This window comes from Helcobacillus massiliensis, from assembly GCF_014191425.1.
Taxonomy (GTDB): Bacteria; Actinomycetota; Actinomycetes; order Actinomycetales; family Dermabacteraceae; genus Helcobacillus; species Helcobacillus massiliensis.
In genome coordinates, this window is record NZ_JACHWP010000011.1 from 1 (window position 1) to 19,499 (window position 19,499).

The window sequence follows — 19,499 nt, forward strand, 5'->3', positions numbered from 1 at the left end:
AGCATGGACACAATCATGGTGACACCGAACACCGCGCCGCCGGATTCGGAGCTGGAGGCGCCGGCCGACACGGCGCCCGCGAGGCCCATCCCGAAGAGCAGGATGACGCCGCCGATGACCGGAATGATCGAATACACCAGGGACGGCACGATGAACGCCACCCAGTTGCGGCCGAAGGCATCCGCCATCCAGGAGAACGTGCGGCTGATCTTCGCACCGAGGTCATCGGAACTGCTCATCGGGGCGGTGCCGTAGCCCGAGGGGCCGGTTGAGGGGCCGGCGGCCGGCTGCGGCGCCGACTGCGGGGCGCTGAACGGAGCGGACGGGGCGGAGGAGCCGCCGCCGGCCGCCCAGGAGGGCGCAGCGCCCTGCTGCTGCGGGGCCGACGGGTACTGGCCCCACTCGGGGGCGCCGTTGGCGGAGGAGGTGGAGCGGGAGTCGTCGGTCGGCGACGTCATGCGTGTCCTTCTGTTCTGGGATGTGATGAGGGGCCGCGCGCACCCGCGTGGGCGCGCGCTCCACATGAGAAGTGTGGCACGGACCGGGCCGAAAGCCGCACCGACGGGTCCGGGTACCCTTCGGCCCCAGGGACCGAAGCGGCGGTCTTCTAGACTGGACGGCGCAGCGCGTCGACGCGCCTCCCCACCCCCTATGAAGGAGAAGTCGTCCATGGCCACTTTCGACCCGGCACCCGCGAACTCCGCCGATATCGGCGTCACCGGGATGGCGGTGATGGGCTCGAACCTCGCCCGCAACCTCGCCCGCAACGGCTTCAAGGTCGCCATCCACAACCGGTCCGTGGGGCGCACCGAGAAGGTCATCGAGAACCACAGCGAGGACGGCCAGTTCCTCCCCTCGGAGTCGATGGACGACTTCGTGGCCTCCCTGCAGAAGCCGCGCGTGGCGATCATCATGGTGCAGGCCGGCGCAGCCACCGACGCCGTCATCGAGGAGCTCGCCTCCCGCATGGACGAGGGCGACATCATCGTGGACTGCGGCAACGCCCTGTTCACCGACACCCGCCGCCGCGAAGCCGACCTCCGCGAGCGCGGCCTCCACTTCGTCGGCGCCGGCGTCTCCGGCGGTGAAGAGGGCGCCCTCAACGGCCCCTCGATCATGCCCGGCGGCCCCGTCGAGTCGTACAAGCGGGTGGGGCCGATGTTCGAGAAGATCGCCGCGCAGGTCGACGGCGACCCCTGCTGCACCCACGTGGGGGCCGACGGTGCCGGCCACTTCGTGAAGATGGTGCACAATGGCATCGAATACGCCGATATGCAGGTCATCTCCGAGGCGTACGACATGATGAACAAGGCCCTCGGCATGAGCGCCCCCGAGATCGGTGAGGTCTTCGAGGAGTGGAACAAGGGCGAACTGGAGTCCTTCCTCATCGAGATCACCGCTGAGGTGCTGAAGCACAAGGACAACGTCACCGGCAAGCCGTTCGTGGACATCGTGCAGGACCGCGCCGCCCAGAAGGGCACCGGCGCCTGGACTGTGCAGACCGCCCTGGACTTCGGCGTTCCGGTCACCGGCATTGCGGAGGCGACCTTCGCCCGCTCCACCTCCGGCTCCGTGAAGCAGCGCGAAGCCGCGATCGGTGTGCTGCCCGCCGAAACCCAGGACCAGACCGTGGAGGACCGCGACCGTCAGCAGTTCATCGAGGACCTGCAGAAGGCGCTGTACGCCGCGAAGCTCGTGTCCTACTCGCAGGGCTTCGATGAGATCGCGGCCGGTGCCGAGCACTACGAGTGGGACATCAACCTCGGCGACATGGCGAAGATCTGGCGCGGCGGCTGCATCATCCGCGCCCGCTTCCTCAATCACATCACCGAGGCGTACAAGCGCAACCCCGACCTCCACCTGCTGCTGGCGGACGAGTACTTCCGCGGTGAGATCGCCTCCTGCATCCCGGCGTGGCGCCGCGTCGTCGCGTACGCCGCAGCGAACGGCTTCTCGGTGCCGGTGTTCACCTCGACCCTGTCGTACTACGACGCGGTCCGCTCCGAACGCCTCCCGGCAGCGCTCGTGCAGGCGCAGCGCGACTTCTTCGGCGCGCACACCTACCGCCGCGTGGATGCCGACGGGTCCTTCCACGTGGAGTGGACCGGGGACCGCACGGAGACGAAGATCAGCGACTGACCCCGCCCGGTCAGCCGAGTGTGACGCGGTGGACGAGGACGGTGAACTCCGTTCCGTCCGCCGCGTCGCGTGCTGTCAGGCGGCCCGCGTTCAGGGACAGCGGACGGGCCCGCTTCTCGACGATGCCGCCGCGGCCGTCGACGATGCCGAGCCGCAGCTCGCCCCCGTCGGCGATCGCCGCCCGGATGCGGTCGGACACCCCGTGGCGGGAGGCCGACGGGTTCTCCTCCGCGGCCCGGATCCGCCGCACCGCCTCCGCGGGCTCCAGCCGCAGGGAGGGATCCGTCGGCCCCTGAGTCCCCTCCCCGGCGCTGATCAGCATGGCCGCGGGGACAGCGGGACGGCCCGCCGCCGGTGCTGAGGCGCGGCGCGCACTGCGCGGGTGCGGAGCGGACGCGTCCGTGTCACCGGTGGCGACCATGCCGGCGCGGCGCGCCAGATCCGCCGCGAGAGCGGGGCGAACGGTCGCGAGGGCAACAGTCGGCGCGAGGCGCACGAGCCCCAGCATGGATGCCTCATCGGAGGCGAACAGACGGTCCAGGTGCACCTCCTCACCGGTGAGGACGGACTGGGCGGAGCGCACCTCGATGCGGCCCACTTTTCGGGCTTCGTCGGTGATGAGGAACTCCAGGGCCTGCGGCACCGGGGTGATCGCACGGTCGCGCAGCGCGTGGAGCATGTGGTCGGCACTGGTGCCGGTGCGCAGAGCGGCGGCGATGGACGACGGCGTGAAGCGGCCCGTGGCGGCGGGCCCGCGACCGTCGCTCTCCGCCCACTCCAGCAGGCGCTGGACCGCGGCCGTGGGACGGCCCGGCACGGTGATCGTCAGATCGGAGTCGAGGATCACCTGATCCACCTGCGGCGGCAGCAGGGCCCGCAGCGCCTCCGCGGCCCGCTCTCCCGAGAGGACCGACTCGAGCAGCGCCGTCGGCACACCGTCGGCGAGCAGACCCCACGCCTCGGCTTCCGCGAGGGCGAACCGCGCTTCCTGCTGCACGCCCGGCGCCGGCACGAGCGGGAACAGCCAGGCGGCGAGGTGCATGACCGCGTCCGTCGATGCGCGCACGTCCCGCTCGCGCGCCTGGGCCGCAATGTGCTGCAGAAGCAGGCGCCTGCGCTCGCGGGCACCGGCGCGGCGCGTCTCATCCGACAGCGCCGCCTGCGGCCCGCCCGCCCGGGAACCGGACCCGGTGGGGGAGGGGTCCACCGGTTCGCCCGCGAGGGACGGGATGTGTGAACTCGAGAGCCACGCGTCCACCAGGAGCGCCCACTGGTCGGCGTCGTCCGCCTCGAGGTGCGCGGCGAGCTCCGCGGTTGCCTGCCAGTCCTCGCCGTCGTGCGCGAGGAGTCCCAGCGACCATGCCGCATGCATGGCGGTGGACCACACCTCGGGCGCTGCGCCGGCGTCAGCGGCGAACCGTCGGTGGTCCCGCTGCGCGACGCCACCGCGGCGCAGCACGCCCGGCAGGCCGTCCCATCGGGCGATTCCTGCCACCAGCGAGGTCATCTCCAGGGCGTGCTGCGCCGCCTGCGCCGCGCGGCCTCCGGGGAAGCGCTCAGCGGTCGCGTCCGGCAGGGGAGGCGGCTGCGGACAGAAGTCCGCCACGATCCGCTGCCCCCGCTGGGCTGCCTGCACCACGCCGGGTGCCAGACCGGACTTCTCCGGCAGGAGTTCCAGGACCGTGCGGATGGGGCGGAACCCGTTGGCCCCCTTGATGACGAGCGCACGCACCCGCAGTCCCTCCATCACCGGCCCCACCTCGCCGGCCGTACAGCCCAGCGCCCGCGCCGCGGCCTCCAGTGTGACCGGTGGCGGAAGAACAGCGAGGGTCTGCAGCAGCTGCAGGGCCGGGCGGTGCAGGCCGTCCAGGGCGCGCCGCACGCTCACCTTCGTGGAGGAGCGCGCCGCCAACTGGGACAGGGACTGCGGCAGCTGCGCCGTCAGGTCACCGCGGGAGGTGAACAGTTCGAGCAGGTCATCGTCGGTGAAGGACCGCAGGGCATCGGCGAGAGTGGGCAGCATGCGGCCAGGATACGGAACAGGGCACTCCTCCACCCCAGCGGCCATTCCCTTCCGTGCCGCAGTGTGGTCTGCTGAGGCCATGAACCCGAGCCCCACCCACACCGACCAACCCGGCGCCGCCGCCGGTCCGCTGCCGCGCGCCGCCGCCCGCGCTATCGATACCGCGATCCTCGCCGTGATCGGTGTCGGTGCGGCACTGCTGCTGGGGCTGGTGCTGATCGCACCTGGGCCGGCGATGGACGACCCGAGTTCCGGGCCCCGCACCTGGGTGGATCTTGTCCTGGCTGGGGTGGTCCTCGGTGCGCCCCTGACCGCCCTGTTCGCAGTGGTCATCCTGCCGATCCTCACCGCGCTGACCGGCACCACCGCTGGCAAGCGCATCGCCCGCCTCGAGGTCCGTGCAGCCGACGGTTCCCGCTGCCCCTGGTGGCGCTCAGTGCTGCGCGAAGCGCCGATGGTTCTGTTCGCCGTGGTGAGTTGGGCGATGATCCTCGCCGCCCTGATCCTCTACTACGCTGTGCGGCCCTCACCGTTCCTGCTGTTCGTGGCGCCGGCGCTGCTGCTGGGGCCCGCGCTCGCGGCCGCTCTGGCCGGCCTCGGTGTCGCTGCCCGGTCCCGCCGGCAGCTCGGGGACATCCTCGCCGGCACCGTGGTGGTACCGCGCGGGACCCCGGTGGCTGAGGCGCCTCCCGCCGTGGGACTGCCGACTCGGTGGGCGGCGACCACCCGCCCTGAATCCCGCGCGCTGCTGGGCCGCCGATTCCTCGCCCGCGTCATCGACATCGCGCTTCGACTCGTGCCGACCGCAGTCGCCGTGGTGATCATGGTCGGGGCCCTGTGGGTGCAGGCGGAGAATTCGCCCCCGCCGGACCCGAACGATCCGTGGGCGGGGTGGGACTCGCTCGTCGCCTTCCTCGTTATGTCCGCCGGGGTCCTGCTGCTCACCGCCGTCGTGTGGGCGCTGTACGACATCGTTCTGCACGCCGGGACCGGCCGCACTCCCGGCAAGCGCATCATGAAGCTGCAGGTGGTGAAGCGGGCCGACGGGGACGCGATCGGCCTCGTGCTGTCCTTCGCCCGCGCGATCCTGCCGGTGGCGGCGGCGACGCTGCTGATCCTCGCCGGGCTCGTCCTGTCGCTGGGGTTCCTGCTGCCGATCGTGATGCCGCCGCTGCTGCTGATCATCCCCATCACCGCGCTGTTCGACCCGGAGGGTCTGCAGCGCTCCGTCATCGACCGGGTGCTCGGCATCCGCGTGGTCCGTACCGACTGAGGGGGATGGCCGGCGTATCGCCGACATGCTCGCCGGCGCTCTGCTGCGCCGCCGGGTGGTCCGCGCAGTGACGAATGCGTCTCCGCGCGGCCGCTCCCACCTCCACAACAGCACGGGGCGCCCATAGGATGGCGGGGCCGCCGGCCCCCATAGCCCAACTGGCAGAGGCAGGAGACTTAAAATCTTCACAGTCTGGGTTCGAACCCCAGTGGGGGTACTCGTCACACGTGAAGGAGAGCCCCGTCATGAGCGAACTCGCCGACTCCATCGATCAGGTCCTCGACCGCATCGCCCAGGCCGCGCAGCGCGCCGGCCGCAGCGCCGAGGACATCGCCATCGTCCTGGCCACGAAGACCCGCACCGCTGATGAGATCCGCGCGGCTGTCGAGATCTTCTCCGAGCGCGGCGTGCGAGTGGGTGTGGGGGAGAACCGCGCCCAGGAGATCGCCAAGCACGTCGACCTCGAGGACCTCGGCCTCACCCGCCACTTCATCGGCCGCCTCCAGACCAACAAGGCGCGCGACGTCGTCCGCTTCGCCGACCTCATCCACTCCGTTGATCGCCCCGGCCTCATCGACGCACTCGAGCGCCGCGCCAACAACGACGGCGTCACCCAGCGCATCCTGCTGCAGGTCAACACTTCCGGTGAGGACACCAAGGCCGGCTTCGCGCCCGATGCCGCCGTGCTGAAGGACGCGATCGACCGCTGCCGCGATGGCGGCACCCTCACCGTGGAGGGCCTGATGACCATCGGCTCCCACACCGGTGACGAGGACGAAGTCCGCCGTTCCCTGCGGGACCTGCGGATCCTGCGCGAGGACCTCGCCGACGGCGCCGTGCGCGAGCTCTCCATGGGCATGACCCATGATCTCGAGCAGGCCGTCGAAGAGGGCGCCACCATCATCCGCGTGGGCTCCGCCGTGTTCGGCGAGCGCGACTACACGAAGTGACGGCGATGCCGCCGCGCTCCTACGCGACCCTCACCCCCGCCGGACGCCGCTTCGCGCTGTTCGCCATCGCCATCGGCGGGTTCGGCATCGGCACCAGTGAGTTCATCTCCATGGGCCTGCTGCCGGACATCGCCCGCAGCCTCCTGGCCCCCTTCTACGCCCAGAACCCCGACGCCGCCACCGCGAAGGCCGGCATCGCGGTCAGCGCCTACGCCGCCGGTGTGGTGATCGGCGCTCCGGTGCTGTCCCTGCTCAGCGTGACGATGTCCCGGCCGAAGCTCATCATCGGCCTCGGCATCGGCCTGCTCTTCGGCACCCTGCTGTCCGCGAGCATGCCCACGTTCGAACTGACCGTCATCGCGCGCTTCCTCGCCGGCCTGCCGCACGGCGCATTCTTCGGCGTCGCGGCCCTGCTCGCCGCCGATGTGATGGGACCCGGCAACCAGGGCAAGGGCATCGCGCTCGCCCTGTCCGGCCTGACGGTGGCGAACCTCGCTGGTGTTCCCCTGCTGACCGCGTTCGGTCAGTCCCTCGGCTGGCGTACCGCCTACCAGCTGGTCGCGGGCATCTTCGCCCTCACCGTGGTGCTGCTGCTGATCGCGCTGCCGCCGCAGCCCCCGCCGCGCGGCCGCAGCATCCGCGATGAGCTCTCCGCCTTCCGCTCCAAGCGTCTGTGGATGGTGCTGGTGATCGACTCCGTCGGCTTCCTGTCGATGTTCGCCGTGTTCGGCTACATCGCGGACATCTCCACCTCGGTCGCGGGCATGCAGCCGGCCCACGTCCCGCTCATCCTCGCCTGCGCGGGCCTCGGCATGACGATCGGCAACATCGTGGGCGGTCACCTCGCCGACTGGTCGTTCCGCCGCTCCCCGCTGCTGGTGTTCCCCTTCTTCGTGGCGTCCCTGTTCCTGCTGATCCCGCTGGCGTCCTTCCCGGTCGGGCTCGCAGTCGGCATCGTGGTACTGATGGGGCTGAACGCCTGCATCCACCCGAGCCTGCAGGCGTGGCTGATGGATTCCGCGGGGGAGTCGGTGACGCTGGGGGCGGCTCTGCACCACGGTGCGTTCAACATTGCGAACTCACTCGGAGTCGCCGCGGGCGGCATCGTGGTGGCGGCCGGGTTCGGCTTCCGCGCCCCGATCATCCTGGCGGCGGGGCTCGGCGTGTTCGGCTGGGCGATCACCGCGCTCGGCCTCACCCTCGACCGCCGACGGAGGCCGCATGGGGACGTGTCCCCCTCGCGGCCCATCAAACCGGCCGCAGCACCGACCGTAGTCTGACGCTCGAGTCGTCCCCCCTTCGATACACTCAGTCCATCATCCGTCCCACGTCAGATTGGATTCCCTCACCATGGCAGGTAAGAACATCCTGTTCGGCAAGGATCCCGCCTTCCGCGAAGGCGGCGGGCAGTACGCCCCCGCGCCCCAGTACAACCAGGCCTTCGGCCAGCCCCAGCAGGGCTCGCCGGAGCAGCTCAACCAGATGTTCATGCAGCCCGCCGCGACCGGACACGACACCGGCCGCGTCAGCTACCGCGACATCATGAACGCCCTGACCGCCACCCTCGGCACCATCATGCTGATCGCCGCCGTCGTGATGGCGATCCCGGCGGTCGTCGGCGCCGTCGCCGGGGAAGATGCCGAGATGGCTGTGCGCGGCCTGCTGTTCATCGCCACCATCATCGGCCTCATCGGCTCCCTGATCTTCGGCATCTGGGGCTCCTTCAAGCGCCGCGGCAGCGCCCCGCTCACCATGGCGTACGCCGTGTTCGAAGGCCTGCTGCTCGGCGGCATCAGCTCCACCTTCGAGATGATCTACCCCGGCATCGTCTTCCAGGCGGTCCTGGCCACCCTCGCCGTGGTCGCCTCCATCCTCGTGCTGTTCCGCATGGGCAAGCTGCGCTCCAGCCCGAAGCTCACGAAGATCTTCTTCGTGGCGTTGGGCGCGTACATGATCTTCAGCCTGGTGAACCTGGCTCTGATCATCTTCACCCAGACCAACCTGCGCTACGGTGACTTCTCGTGGCTCGGGCTCGCGGTCGGCGCGTTCGCCGTGCTGCTCGCCTCCTACAGCCTGGTGCTGGACCTGGAGGCCGCCCAGATCGCCGTCAACAACGGTGCAGAGCGCTCCATCGCGTGGCGCGTGGCCCTCGGCCTCGCCCTCACCGTGGTGTGGATGTACATGGAGATCCTCCGCCTTCTGTCGATCCTCAGGGACTGACCATCCCCCATTGGAGGCCGGCCGACGGGGTCCGATGCGCGCCAGTGCGTCGGGCCCCGTTCCCTGTCCTCATGAGCTGAGAGGCCCCGCGCCGTGAACGAACTGATCGCCGCCGTGAAGCCGGCCGTCACCTGGCTGATCGATGCGCTCCCGGTCATCCTGCTGATCATCGACGCCGCCCTGCGCGTCACCGCGCTGATCGTGGTTCCGCGCAACCGACGCCCCGGCTCCGCCATGGCCTGGCTGATGACCATCATGGTGTTCCCCATGCTGGGCTTCCCCCTCTTCCTGCTGCTGGGCCGCGCCCAGCTGCCGCGCAAGCGCCGCGCGAAGCAGAAGATCCTCAATCGCCTCGCCCGCGCACGCGCCGAGGACATCCCCGACGCCCACATCGACCCGGAGCAGCCGTCCTGGCTGCAGTCCGCCGTGGACCTCAACCGCGAACTCGGCGCGTTCCCCCTCACCAGCGGCAACGACGCCGACCTCGAGATCGACTACGAGGAGTCGATCCGCCGCATGACCGCGGACATCGACAGGGCCGAGGACACCGTGCACGTGCTCTTCTACATCATGGTGCTCGATCACGTCACCGAGGACTTCATCGCCGCCCTCGCCCGTGCCCGTGCCCGCGGCGTCCGCGTGCGCGCCCTCTACGACTTCTGGGGAACCGTCACTCACTTCACCCATTACCGGAGGATGAAGCGCTTCTTCCGGGACCACGACATCGAGAACTACTCGATGATGCCGATCCGTCCGTTCCGCGACGGCGCCCTGCAGCGCCCCGACCTGCGCAACCACCGCAAACTCGTGGTGGTGGACGGCCGCATCGGCTGGATGGGGTCGCAGAACATGATCGCCCGCCACTACAACAAGCGCGGCAACATCCGGCGCGGCCTCAAATGGCAGGAGACCATGGTGCGCTTCCGCGGACCGATCGTGGCGGAGATCAACATCCTGTTCGCCACCGACTGGTTCTACGAAGCCAGTGAGCAGATCACAGAGGCGGAGCTGATGCCCCCCGGCGGGATCGACGACGAATGCGGCACCTACGAATGCCAGGTGGTGCCGTCCGGTCCCGGCTATGTCGCCGAGAACAACCTGATGCTGTTCAACCACCTCTTCTACAACGCGGAGCGGAAGATCGTCGCTGTCTCCCCGTACTTCGTGCCGGACGAGACGATGCTGCAGGCCCTCATCGTGGCGGCGCGCCGCGGTGTCGAGATCGAACTGTTCGTCTCCGAGATCGGGGACCAGTTCCTCGTGTTCCACGCCCAGCGCTCCTACTATTCGGCGCTGCTGGAGGCGGGAGTGACGATCTGGATGTACCGCAAGCCGTACATCCTGCACGCCAAGCACGTGTCCGTGGACGAATCGGTCGCCGTGATCGGCTCCTCCAACATGGACATCCGCTCGTTCTCGCTGCAGATGGAGTCCTCCATGATGGTGGGGGACAACGGCTTCCTCACGAAGCTGCGCGCAGTGGAGGACGAGTACCGGCAGAACTCCCGTCAGCTCACCGTCGAGGAATGGGAGTCCCGCTCCTGGGCGGTCAAGGTCATCGACAACATCTGCCGCCTCGCATCCGCCGTGGTGTGAGCGTCACTTCGCCGTGAAGGTCTTCTGCGCCTGCTCCATGGCCGCCACCGAGTCCTTGTCCGCCGTGTTCGCCACGGTCAGCAGCGTGTAGCTCTTCTTCGATCCCTTCAGCACCGTGGACACCACCGTCAGCGTCACCGGATCGCCCGTGTCGGAGTCGGTGAGCTCAATGGTGGCGGTGGAGCGGAACCCGTCGGCCCCGTTGAGGCTGACCGGCTCCGTGGCGCGGTCCGTGACCGAGTGCCCGCGCGCATAGTCGTCCAGCGGCAGGGAGGAGGCGATCATGCAGTCCACCATGCGTTCCGCGGCCTGCTCATCACCGGGGTAGTCGATGCCGGGCTGCCAGGCGGTCTGCCCGAGCTGCACGAACGACGGCCACTGCTTGTGCTTGCCGTACCCGGCGCGGTAGCTGATGCTCCCCATGAACGGGCCGCGCGGGCGCATCAGACTCCTATCGAACGCGCCGCCCCAGTCGCTCGGCACGGTTGCGGTGCTGTCCTGGCTGGACAGCGTGCCGGACTGCGATACCTTCGGGTTCGAATCGTTGCGCAGGTAGCAGTACAGGGCGGTCACCTCGCCCGTCGTCGGCGGGGGAGCGCTCGAAGACGGCGATGCCGACGGGGAGGTGGGCGACGCCGTCGGCGACGGGTCGGGCCGGCCGGAGAAGCCGAGGATGAGGCCGCCGATGGTCAGGACGAGGACCGCGGCGATGGCGAAGGCGATACCGCCGACCAGCAGCGGTTGCGGGCGGGCGGTTGAGCTCATGGTGTCCCCTCATCGACGATCGGTTCGTCCTGATTCTGCCATGACAGCGGGGCCGGCGGGGCGGGCAGACCCACCCGTCGGAACACCCAGTCAACGGGCACCGCCCCGGGTAGTGTGGACGGAGCGCGGGCGAGCCGCGCCCGAGACCGCGTCCGCACCCCGTGAAAGGCACCGCAGCCCACCGCCATGCCCACCAGCCAGCACCTCGCCGCCCAGGACCTGTCAGCCCGCCTCGACCCGATGCGTCAGGCGGCCCCGCTCGTCCACTGCCTCACCAACACGGTCGTGCAGACCGTCACCGCGAACGCGCTGCTCGCTGCCGGAGCCGCTCCCGCCATGGTGGACCACCCGGAGGAGGCGGGAGTGTTCGCCGGCGTCGCTGGGGGCGTCCTCATCAACACCGGCACCATCGCCCCGCACCAGGTGCAGTCCATGCCGATCGCCGCCCGCGCCGCGAACGACGCCGGCGTGCCCTGGGTGCTCGACCCGGTCGCCGTCGGCTTCCTCCCCGTCCGCACCGGCCTCGCCGCCGACCTCCTGGAGCTCGGCCCCACCGCCATCCGCGGCAACGCCTCCGAGATCGCCGCGCTCGCCGGCATGGGAGAAGGCGGCCGCGGTGTCGACTCCGTGGACTCCAGTGAGGATGCGATCCCCGCCGCCGCTGAACTCGCCCGCCGCACGGGCGCCGTGGTCGCCGTCTCCGGCGCCCGCGACATCATCGTGTGGGTCGAGGAGGCCGACGGGGCCAGCAGCGGCGAGGTCCGCACCCTCGCCATCGACTCCGGCAGCGACCTGATGCCCCGCGTCATCGGCACCGGCTGCGCGCTCGGCGCCCTCGTCGCCGCCTACCTCGCCTCCGTCGCCGGCGAGGGGCCCAGCGCCCGCCTGCGGGCAGCGGCCGTCGGCGCCGCCCACGCCCACAGCTCCGCCGCCGGCCGCATCGCCGGCCGCACCCACCAGCAGCCCGGCTCCTTCGCCGTCGGCTGGATGGACGCCCTCTCCTCCCTGGACGCCGCCGCCCTCATCGACGAGGTGAGCGTCAGTGAGCTCTGAGCAGCGCCGCCCCTCCCGCGAGCGGGCCGCCAGTGCCGACTGGGCGCTCTACTTCATCACCGACACCGCCCTCGCCGGCGGCCCCGACCAGGTCGTGCAGCAGGTGCGCGACGCCATCGACGGCGGCGCGCACGTCATCCAGGTGCGCGACAAGCACCTCGACGACGCCGCCTTCCGCGACCTCGCCGCAGCTGTCGCCGCGGCCGCCCGTGAGAAGGGCGAGGAGGTGGGCCGCCGCATCGACGTGTTCGTCAACGACCGCGTCGGCATCGCCGCGGAGCTCGGCCTGCACGTGCACGTCGGCCAGGGCGATGAGGACCCCGCCGCGGTCCGTGAGGCCGTCGGCCCCGCCGCCATGATCGGCGTGTCCTGCTCCCGCCGCGAGCACCTGGAGGCGGCGATCGCCGCCGGCCACTGCGACGTGGTGGGCCTCGGCCCCGTCTGGGCGACCCCCACCAAGACCGACGCCGACGTTCCGCTCGGCACCGACGGCCTCGCCGCGCTCGCGGCCCGCGCCCACGAGGCCGGGCTGAAGGCCGTCGCGATCGGCGGGGTCACCGCCCGCACCGCCGCCGACGTCGCCGCCACCGGGGTGGACGGCGCCTGCGTGGTCTCCGCCATCGCCGGGTCCGACGACCCCGCCCTCGTCGCCACCTTCGTCCGCCGTGAATTCGTGATGAACCAACCCCTGGAGTGACACCTATGCGCCCGCCCATCGCCCTCACCATCGCCGGCAGCGACCCCTCCGGCGGTGCCGGCATCCAAGCCGACCTCAAGACCTTCTCCGCCCTCGGCGTGTACGGCACCGCGGTGATCACCGCGCTCACCGCCCAGAACACCGACGGCGTCACCGGCGTCCACGTCTCGCCCGCCGACTTCGTCAAGGAGCAGCTCACCACCCTCCTCGACGACGTCATCATCGACTCCACCAAGATCGGCATGCTCGCCAACGCCGATGTCGCCAGCGCCGTCGCCGACGTCATCGAAGCGCGCCGCGAGGACTTCGGCACGATCGTGCTGGACCCCGTCATGGTCGCCACCTCCGGCGACTTGCTGCTCGACGAGGAGGCCGCTCGCGTCCTCGCCACCCGCCTGCTGCCGCTCGCCGACGTGGTCACCCCCAACATCCCCGAAGCGGCGTTCCTGCTGGAGCAGAACCCGGCGACCTCCGCGGAGGAGATGCACACCCAGGGCGAGGCCCTGCGCGGCCTCGGAGCCCGCACCGCCCTCGTCAAGGGCGGCCACCTGCGCGGCTCCGAAGTGGTCGACGTGTTCGTCCACGAGCACGGCACCGAGCTGCTGCGCGGCGTCATGTTCGACACCCGCAACACCCACGGCACCGGCTGCACCCTCTCCAGTGCCATTGCCGCCCAGTTCGCTCGACTCGCCGCCACCGAGCACGGCGACGACCTGACCGTCATGGCCTCCGCCCGCGAATTCCTCGCCTCCGCCATCGAGCACGCCATCGACTGGGAGATCTCGAAGAAGCCCGAGACCGGGCACGGTCCCACCAACCACCTCATCACCGTCGGGAGCGATCGCCTGTGACCACCGAGACGACCGAGCATCTGCAGCCCGCCGGGGAGCACACGGCCCGCATGTGGGAGCAGACCGCGGACATCCGCGCCCGCATCGAACAGCTGCCGTTCCTCACCCAGCTGGCCGACGGGACCCTCGACCCCGAGAAGTTCGCGTACTACATCGGCCAGGACACCCACTACCTCGACGACTACCAGCGCGCCATGCTGCTGATCGCCGCCCGTGCTCCCATCGCCGAGGAGATGCGGTTCTGGGCGAAGTCCGCGGTCGGCGCCATCGCCGAGGAGAAGGAGATGCACAAGGCGCTCTCCACCGATCGGACGCTGCAGCAGTTCGACCTCACGAACGTCCAGAAGGCCCTGCCCACGTTCGCGTACGGCTCGTACCTGGTCGCCTCCGCCGCGACCGATCCATATCCGGTGGCGGCCACCTCGGTGCTTCCCTGCTACTGGATCTTCGCCGACGCCGGCCGCCGCCTCGCCGCCGCCGCCGTGGTGAAGGAATCCGGCGCCGACCACCCCTACGCAACCTGGGCGCACGCCTACGGCGACGAAGGGTTCCAGTCCATCACCGGGCAGGCCATCGCGATCGTGGAGCGCGCCCTCACCGACGCCACCGCCGCTGAACGCGACGACGCGATGGAGGCGTTCCGCCGCGCCACCCGCCTGGAGGAGCTGTTCTGGGAGGCGCCGATGGGCGGCGAGGACATCCGCCGTGTCGTCTGAGACCGTGCCGACGGGGACGCACTCCGTGGAGGCGACCGACGCCGGCCGCGACATCACCCGATTCGCCGATCACCGCACCGGCACCACCAAGGAGCAGCCATGACAGCCCCGAACCGCCCCGCCCTGCCCTCCGCCGACGGCACCGAGGATCCGCACCTGTGGCTCGAAGACGTCACCGGTGAGGACGCCCTCGCCTGGGTCACCGACCGCAGCCGCGCCACCGAAGCCGGGCTCGACCAGAACCCCCTCACCGCGCAGCTGCACGGCGAGATCCGCGACATCCTCGACGCCGCCGACCGCATCCCCGCCGTGGTGAAGCGCGGCGAGCACCTCTACAACTTCTGGACCGACGCCGACCACGAGCGCGGCCTGTGGCGGCGCACCACCCTCGAGCAGTTCCGCAGCGACGACCCCGAGTGGGAGGTCCTCCTCGATCTCGACGCCCTCAGCGCCGAGGAGGACCGCACCTGGGTGTTCCACGGCGCCCAGCTGCTGCGCCCCGCCGACGGTGAGCCGTGGCGCCGCGCCCTCATCTCCCTCTCCGACGGCGGCAGCGACGCCGACGAGACCCGCGAGTTCGACCTCGTCACCCGCGACTTCGTGCCTGCGGACCAGCAGCCGTTCCACCGTCCCGCAGCGAAGGGCTCCATGTCCTGGATCGACGAGGACACCGTCTGGGTCTCCACCGACTTCGGTGAGGACACCATGACCACCTCCGGCTACCCCCGCCAGGTGCGGCTCCTGCAGCGCGGCCAGGCGCTCGAGGACGCCGCGCTCGTGCACGAAGCCGACCCCACGGACATGGTCGTCGCCGCCGTCCACGACTCCACACCCGGCTACGAACGGGACTGGGCGGTCACCATGCACGCCTTCTACTCCAACACCACCTACGCGGTGGACCGCACCGAAGCGCCGCCACGCCTCAGCGCCATCGACAAACCGGACGATGCCACCTTCTCCGCCTGGCGCGACATCGCCGTGTTCGACCTCCGCTCCGACTGGGAAGTGGGCGATGAGGTGCACCCGTCGGGCTCCCTCCTGGTGGCTCCCGCCGATGACGTCCTGCGCGGCGACTTCACCCCCACCGCGCTGTTCACCCCGACCGCCACCTCCTCCCTGCAGGGCCTGACCATGACCCGCAGCTGCCTCATCCTCACCATCCTCGAAGACGTGCAGCACCGCCTCGAAGTGCTCCACCGCGACGAGGACGGCGCCTGGGTCCGCGAAGACCTCTTCAACGAGCTCAGCGGCACCATCAGCGTCGCCGCCGTCGACTCCGACGTCTCCGATGACATCTGGGTCACGGTCGAGGACTTCATCACCCCCACCACCCTCATGCTCGCCGACCTCGCCGGCGTGCCCACAGGGGAGGGGCCCGGCGACCTTGAAGTCATCAAGTCCACGCCTGCTCGCTTCGAGGCCGACGGGCTCCAGGTGACCCAGCACTTCGCCACCTCCGAGGACGGCACCCGCATCCCCTACTTCGAGGTCTCCGCCGCGGACGATGCGGACCCCGAGGACGGCGAGGCACCCGTCGGCCCCGCCCCGACGCCCACCCTGCTGTACGGCTACGGCGGCTTCGAGATCTCCATGACCCCCGGCTACGCCGCCGCCGTCGGCTGCGCCTGGCTGCAGCGCGGCGGCACGTACGTGGTCGCGAACATCCGCGGCGGCGGCGAATACGGGCCCGCCTGGCACCGCGCCGCCCTGCAGGAGAACCGCCACCGCGCCTACGAGGACTTCGCCGCGGTGGCCCGCGACCTCATCGACCGCGGCGTCACCACCAGTGACCAGCTCGCCGTCCGCGGCGGCTCCAACGGCGGCCTCCTCACCGGCAACATGCTCACCCAGTACCCCGAGCTCTTCGGCGCCGTCGTCATCCAGGTGCCGCTGCTGGACATGAAGCGCTACAGCCACCTGCTGGCCGGCGCATCCTGGATGGCCGAATACGGCGATCCCGACACCGACGACTGGGAGTTCATCCGCACCTTCTCCCCGTACCACCTGCTCTCCGAGGACGTGGACTACCCGGAGACGTTCGTGCTGACCTCCACCCGTGACGACCGCGTCCACCCGGGGCACGCCCGCAAGTTCACCGCCGCCCTCGAATCCCTCGGCGCCCCCGTGCGCTACTGGGAGAACGTGGAGGGCGGGCACGGCGGCGCCTCCACCTCCGACCAGACCGCCCGCATGAACGCCCTCATGTACACGTTCCTGTGGGAGACCATCGGGACCAGCAGGAAGAGCTGATGCCATGGACGCTCAGGACCGCGCCAGTGCCGACGAATGGCTCTCCAGCCGCAACCACGTGATGACGGTGTACCGCGACGCCGTCGACGACGACCGCGACCATCTGTTCCCCCTGCGGTACGTCCGCGCCGGCTACGAATCCGACTACCCGCCGATCATGATCCTGCCCGGCGGCCCGGGCGTCGCCTCCGTGTTCCCCTACGAACTGGTGCGCCGCCTCGGCGCCTCCAAGGGCATGGACATCCTCATGATGGAGCACCGCGGAGTCGGCATGTCCCGCTCCGACGCCCGCGGCACCGACCTCCCCCTGGACGCGATGCGGGTGAACGCCGTCCTCGAGGACATGCTCGCCGTGCTCGACCACGCCCGCATCGAGAAGGCCGTCCTGTACGGCACCAGCTACGGCGGCTACCTCGCGCAGCGCTTCGCCCTTGCCCACCCCGACCGGGTGCACTCCCTCGTGCTGGACTCCCCGTTCACCTCCGTGGCCGACGAAGCCGCCCAGCAGCACGCCCTGCGCTCCCTGTTCTGGTATGGCGAGAACGACCGCACCGAATCCGTCGCCCGCGTGATCCGCCGCCTCGTCGAGGACGGCACCATCCCGGTCGAGGAGTCCGGGCCCGTCATCGCCGCCGTCCACCAGTACGGCGGCCTCAGCTCCGTGCGCGACATCGTGGACCTCCTCGTGCTCGGCCGCGGCCGCCTCACCTGGACGTCCGTGTACCAGGCGCTCGCGGCGACCGAAGCGCTGCCGTCCACCCCGTTCGTGCTGGAGCGCGACCTCGTGGACCGCATCGCCTCCACCGAACTCGGCTTCGGCCACCTCGCCGACGGGCAGCCCCTGGACCCGCTGGCCCTCACCGCGCTGCGCGCGAAGGAGTACGAGCCGTTCGCGGGGGAGGCGTTCGACCTCGAACGGGAGCGCACCGCGATCACCGCCCCCACGCTCGTCATCACCGGGGAGCGGGACCTGATGATCCCCGCCTCCCGGTCCCGCCTCGCCGCCGAACAGATCCCCGGTGCCCGGTTCCTGTCCGTTCCGGGCCTCGGGCACAGCCTGCTGGACTCCCACGCCCAGCTCGCGCTGATGGCGGCGATGTGGACCGCCGCCGGCGCCATCGACCCGTTCCTCGAGAAGGACACCAGCAGCCTCAAGCGCATCCCCGTCAACGAGCTGATCGCCCGCGGCATCACCGCTGCGCTGCTGGCGGAGCGGCACTCACCGGTCAGACTGTGGGCGGGACGCAGGCGCGGGCCGCTCCCACCCCTGAGGAGCTGACTGCTGGCACCACACTGAGTAGCGGTCATTGCTGAACCGCTGCTCGAAGACGGTGTTCCAGCGGTCCTCCAGCCACACCTGCTGCTGGGCGGGGGACTGGTTCAGCACCCACTGGTCCACCAGGGCGCAGTACGGGGCGCGCTGGTTCGGGCCGTGCAGCCACTGCACCTGGTGGTCCACGGTCAGCGGCGCGAGCGTGGAGATGTCCGAGGCGACCTGTGTGCCCGGCGGCAGAGCCGCCATCGCTTCGCGCGCCTGCTGCGCCTGCTCACTGACGGACCACCGGTCGGGCTCCGCGAGCTGCAGCACCGGCATGGTGGGACCGGCTGCGCCCGTGATGACCGTGGCGAGGGCCGCGAGCCCCAGGGGGAACGCCGCCGCCCTGGGCTGCAGGACCCACCGGGGGATGCGATGCGCCCACGCGGGGGAGGAGGAGCGCAGGCGGTCCGCGAACCGCGCGATTTTCGGCAGCGCGTCCAGCAGGGCGGCGAACGCGATCGGCATCAGCACGGCGCTGTAGTGCCACGTCCAGCCCCAGTAGTGCTCCACGTTCCCGGTCATCCGCCACGCCAGGGTGGGCAGCGCCAGCAGCACCAGCGGGGAGCGCAGCCCCACCACCCCGGTGGCGAGGATCAGCAGGCCGACGGTGGCCCACTTGATCGGGGGCCCGAACACGTCCAGGGCGCTGCCGATGTTGTCGGTGTAGTCGAACTGCCCCTGCGGGTTCAGCGCCGGCAGGATCAGCAGCGTGGACAGCAGGAACCAGAAGACGCCCCACAGGGTCAGGCCGGCGCCGATGGTGAAGTCGCGGCGGGCGGCGATGTCCGCGTCCGAGCCGAAGCTGAGGGCGAGCTGCTTGACGGTGGTGGCGCGCCGGCCCGCTTCAGCGGACCGCTCCTGCAGCTCGCGTGCGTCCATGAGGGCTCGCACCGCGATGATGAGCCCGAGAACCGTGACGGTGAGGCCGAGGTCCTCCTTCACGAACACCAGCAGGCCCGCCCAGATCGCGGCGGTCATCATCCGGTGGCGGAGGTATGCGGTGAGGGAGAGGGCGAGCAGCGGCACCGCGAACGCGATCTCGTGGAACTGCACGATGTGCGCGGACTGCAGCCCGAAGGAGAACACGTACACGAAACCCGCCATCAGGCCGATCGTGCGGCCGAGCCGGTCGATCGCGAGGCGGGTGAGGGGGACGGCGCTGGCGGCCAGCAGCAGGGCCTGCAGAACCATCAGCGTGAGTGGTGAAGGGAACAGCGCCCACACCGGCCCGAGCAGCACGAGGATCGGGTGGAAGTGGTCGCCGAGGAGGTTGAAGTCATCACCCTTGATCGGCACGATCGGGGCGGACCCGCGGGCGTAGGCGGACGCGAGGGAGGAGAAGATGCCGAGGTCCCAGCTGGGGAAGTCGAATCGTCTCCACTGCTGGACCGACAGGGCCGTGTAGGCCAGGGCGGCGAGCAGAGCGGGGAGCATCGCCAGGAGGCGGTCCCAGGCGGCGGCCGGACGCACAGAGGACCTGTGAGAGTGCGGAGAGTCAACCATTTCGTGACATTCTGGCACGGGCTTCTCCGGGTGGATAGGGGGGCCTGTGGGCGAATCGTCGTTTCGGGATCGCAGCGGGACTTCTCGGGCCTTCCGAACATGCGAATGGGCCGCACCCCAGAGGATGCGGCCCATTGAGGCGCAG

The 19,499-nt window shown here is 70.5% G+C and carries 15 protein-coding genes, 1 tRNA gene and 1 pseudogene; 13 read left to right on the forward strand and 4 right to left on the reverse strand.

All coding sequences use genetic code 11. The annotated features are described in order from the left end of the window. Window positions 1-458 (reverse strand): annotated as a pseudogene (locus tag FHX50_RS10110) (hypothetical protein); the annotation flags it as partial. Window positions 459-669: 211 nt separating this feature from the next. Here FHX50_RS10110 and gndA point away from each other — a divergent pair. Beyond that, window positions 670-2,139: an NADP-dependent phosphogluconate dehydrogenase gene (gndA, locus tag FHX50_RS10115; RefSeq protein WP_183377087.1), complete on the forward strand. Its 1,470-nt coding sequence runs from the start codon at window positions 670-672 to the stop codon at window positions 2,137-2,139. Window positions 2,140-2,149: 10 nt separating this feature from the next. On the opposite strand, the gene FHX50_RS10120 is transcribed toward gndA, so the two are convergent. Further along, the gene (locus FHX50_RS10120) at window positions 2,150-4,162 is read right to left on the reverse strand and encodes a helicase-associated domain-containing protein (RefSeq protein WP_183377088.1); all 2,013 of its coding nucleotides are present in this window, start codon (window positions 4,160-4,162) and stop codon (window positions 2,150-2,152) included. 79 nt (window positions 4,163-4,241) lie between these two features. Between FHX50_RS10120 and FHX50_RS10125 the strand changes: the two genes are divergently transcribed. From FHX50_RS10125 to cls, 6 genes are all read left to right on the forward strand, one after another. Then, window positions 4,242-5,435: an RDD family protein gene (locus tag FHX50_RS10125; RefSeq protein ID WP_183377089.1), complete on the forward strand. Its 1,194-nt coding sequence runs from the start codon at window positions 4,242-4,244 to the stop codon at window positions 5,433-5,435. 143 nt (window positions 5,436-5,578) lie between these two features. After that, window positions 5,579-5,652: transfer RNA gene (locus tag FHX50_RS10130), tRNA-Leu, on the forward strand. A gap of 28 nt (window positions 5,653-5,680) precedes the next feature. Next, window positions 5,681-6,385 (forward strand): YggS family pyridoxal phosphate-dependent enzyme, encoded by a 705-nt coding sequence (locus FHX50_RS10135; RefSeq protein ID WP_183377090.1) that lies wholly within the window; start codon window positions 5,681-5,683, stop codon window positions 6,383-6,385. 5 nt (window positions 6,386-6,390) lie between these two features. Next, on the forward strand, window positions 6,391-7,665 hold the full coding sequence (locus tag FHX50_RS10140) for an MFS transporter (RefSeq protein ID WP_183377091.1): 1,275 nt from the start codon (window positions 6,391-6,393) through the stop codon (window positions 7,663-7,665). Window positions 7,666-7,735: 70 nt separating this feature from the next. Further along, on the forward strand, window positions 7,736-8,605 hold the full coding sequence (locus FHX50_RS10145) for a Bax inhibitor-1/YccA family protein (protein WP_183377092.1): 870 nt from the start codon (window positions 7,736-7,738) through the stop codon (window positions 8,603-8,605). A 93-nt stretch (window positions 8,606-8,698) separates the two neighbouring features. Beyond that, window positions 8,699-10,201 (forward strand): cardiolipin synthase, encoded by a 1,503-nt coding sequence (cls, locus tag FHX50_RS10150; protein WP_239373824.1) that lies wholly within the window; start codon window positions 8,699-8,701, stop codon window positions 10,199-10,201. Between the two features lie 3 nt (window positions 10,202-10,204). Here cls and FHX50_RS10155 read toward each other — a convergent pair whose 3' ends face one another. Beyond that, entirely contained in the window at window positions 10,205-10,966 is a 762-nt protein-coding gene (locus FHX50_RS10155) for a hypothetical protein (protein WP_183377093.1), read from the reverse strand. A gap of 186 nt (window positions 10,967-11,152) precedes the next feature. Here FHX50_RS10155 and thiM point away from each other — a divergent pair, with 186 nt between their 5' ends. The 6 genes from thiM to FHX50_RS10185 all read left to right on the forward strand — a co-directional run bounded on the left by thiM (window position 11,153) and on the right by FHX50_RS10185 (window position 17,812). Beyond that, on the forward strand, window positions 11,153-12,019 hold the full coding sequence (gene thiM, locus FHX50_RS10160) for a hydroxyethylthiazole kinase (RefSeq protein ID WP_183377094.1): 867 nt from the start codon (window positions 11,153-11,155) through the stop codon (window positions 12,017-12,019). After that, window positions 12,009-12,716 (forward strand): thiamine phosphate synthase, encoded by a 708-nt coding sequence (gene thiE / locus FHX50_RS10165; RefSeq protein ID WP_183377095.1) that lies wholly within the window; start codon window positions 12,009-12,011, stop codon window positions 12,714-12,716. Before thiM ends, thiE begins: the two co-directional genes overlap by 11 nt. 5 nt (window positions 12,717-12,721) lie before the next feature. After that, window positions 12,722-13,567, forward strand: a complete 846-nt coding sequence (gene thiD, locus FHX50_RS10170) for a bifunctional hydroxymethylpyrimidine kinase/phosphomethylpyrimidine kinase (RefSeq protein WP_183377096.1) — start codon at window positions 12,722-12,724, stop codon at window positions 13,565-13,567. Further along, complete coding sequence (locus FHX50_RS10175) at window positions 13,564-14,283, forward strand: thiaminase II/PqqC family protein (protein WP_221187335.1); 720 nt, start codon at window positions 13,564-13,566, stop codon at window positions 14,281-14,283. The genes thiD and FHX50_RS10175 overlap by 4 nt, the downstream gene beginning before the upstream one ends. A gap of 99 nt (window positions 14,284-14,382) precedes the next feature. After that, on the forward strand, window positions 14,383-16,533 hold the full coding sequence (locus tag FHX50_RS10180) for a prolyl oligopeptidase family serine peptidase (RefSeq protein WP_183377097.1): 2,151 nt from the start codon (window positions 14,383-14,385) through the stop codon (window positions 16,531-16,533). Window positions 16,534-16,537: 4 nt separating this feature from the next. Then, window positions 16,538-17,812 (forward strand): alpha/beta fold hydrolase, encoded by a 1,275-nt coding sequence (locus tag FHX50_RS10185; protein ID WP_183377098.1) that lies wholly within the window; start codon window positions 16,538-16,540, stop codon window positions 17,810-17,812. Here FHX50_RS10185 and FHX50_RS10190 read toward each other — a convergent pair. Beyond that, complete coding sequence (locus FHX50_RS10190; RefSeq protein ID WP_183377099.1) at window positions 17,753-19,321, reverse strand: DUF2079 domain-containing protein; 1,569 nt, start codon at window positions 19,319-19,321, stop codon at window positions 17,753-17,755. The genes FHX50_RS10185 and FHX50_RS10190 overlap by 60 nt on opposite strands. Window positions 19,322-19,499 lie beyond the last annotated feature (178 nt).

Bases quoted from the DNA above. Each gene is read 5' to 3' on its own strand.
- FHX50_RS10125 (WP_183377089.1), top strand. From the start codon at position 4,242: ATGAACCCGAGCCCCACCCACACCGACCAACCCGGCGCCGCCGCCGGT.
- FHX50_RS10120 (WP_183377088.1), bottom strand. From the start codon at position 4,162: ATGCTGCCCACTCTCGCCGATGCCCTGCGGTCCTTCACCGACGATGAC.
- thiM (WP_183377094.1), top strand. From the start codon at position 11,153: ATGCCCACCAGCCAGCACCTCGCCGCCCAGGACCTGTCAGCCCGCCTC.
- FHX50_RS10135 (WP_183377090.1), top strand. From the start codon at position 5,681: ATGAGCGAACTCGCCGACTCCATCGATCAGGTCCTCGACCGCATCGCC.
- FHX50_RS10155 (WP_183377093.1), bottom strand. From the start codon at position 10,966: ATGAGCTCAACCGCCCGCCCGCAACCGCTGCTGGTCGGCGGTATCGCC.
- FHX50_RS10140 (WP_183377091.1), top strand. From the start codon at position 6,391: ATGCCGCCGCGCTCCTACGCGACCCTCACCCCCGCCGGACGCCGCTTC.
- gndA (WP_183377087.1), top strand. From the start codon at position 670: ATGGCCACTTTCGACCCGGCACCCGCGAACTCCGCCGATATCGGCGTC.
- FHX50_RS10180 (WP_183377097.1), top strand. From the start codon at position 14,383: ATGACAGCCCCGAACCGCCCCGCCCTGCCCTCCGCCGACGGCACCGAG.
- FHX50_RS10185 (WP_183377098.1), top strand. From the start codon at position 16,538: ATGGACGCTCAGGACCGCGCCAGTGCCGACGAATGGCTCTCCAGCCGC.
- FHX50_RS10145 (WP_183377092.1), top strand. From the start codon at position 7,736: ATGGCAGGTAAGAACATCCTGTTCGGCAAGGATCCCGCCTTCCGCGAA.
- thiD (WP_183377096.1), top strand. From the start codon at position 12,722: ATGCGCCCGCCCATCGCCCTCACCATCGCCGGCAGCGACCCCTCCGGC.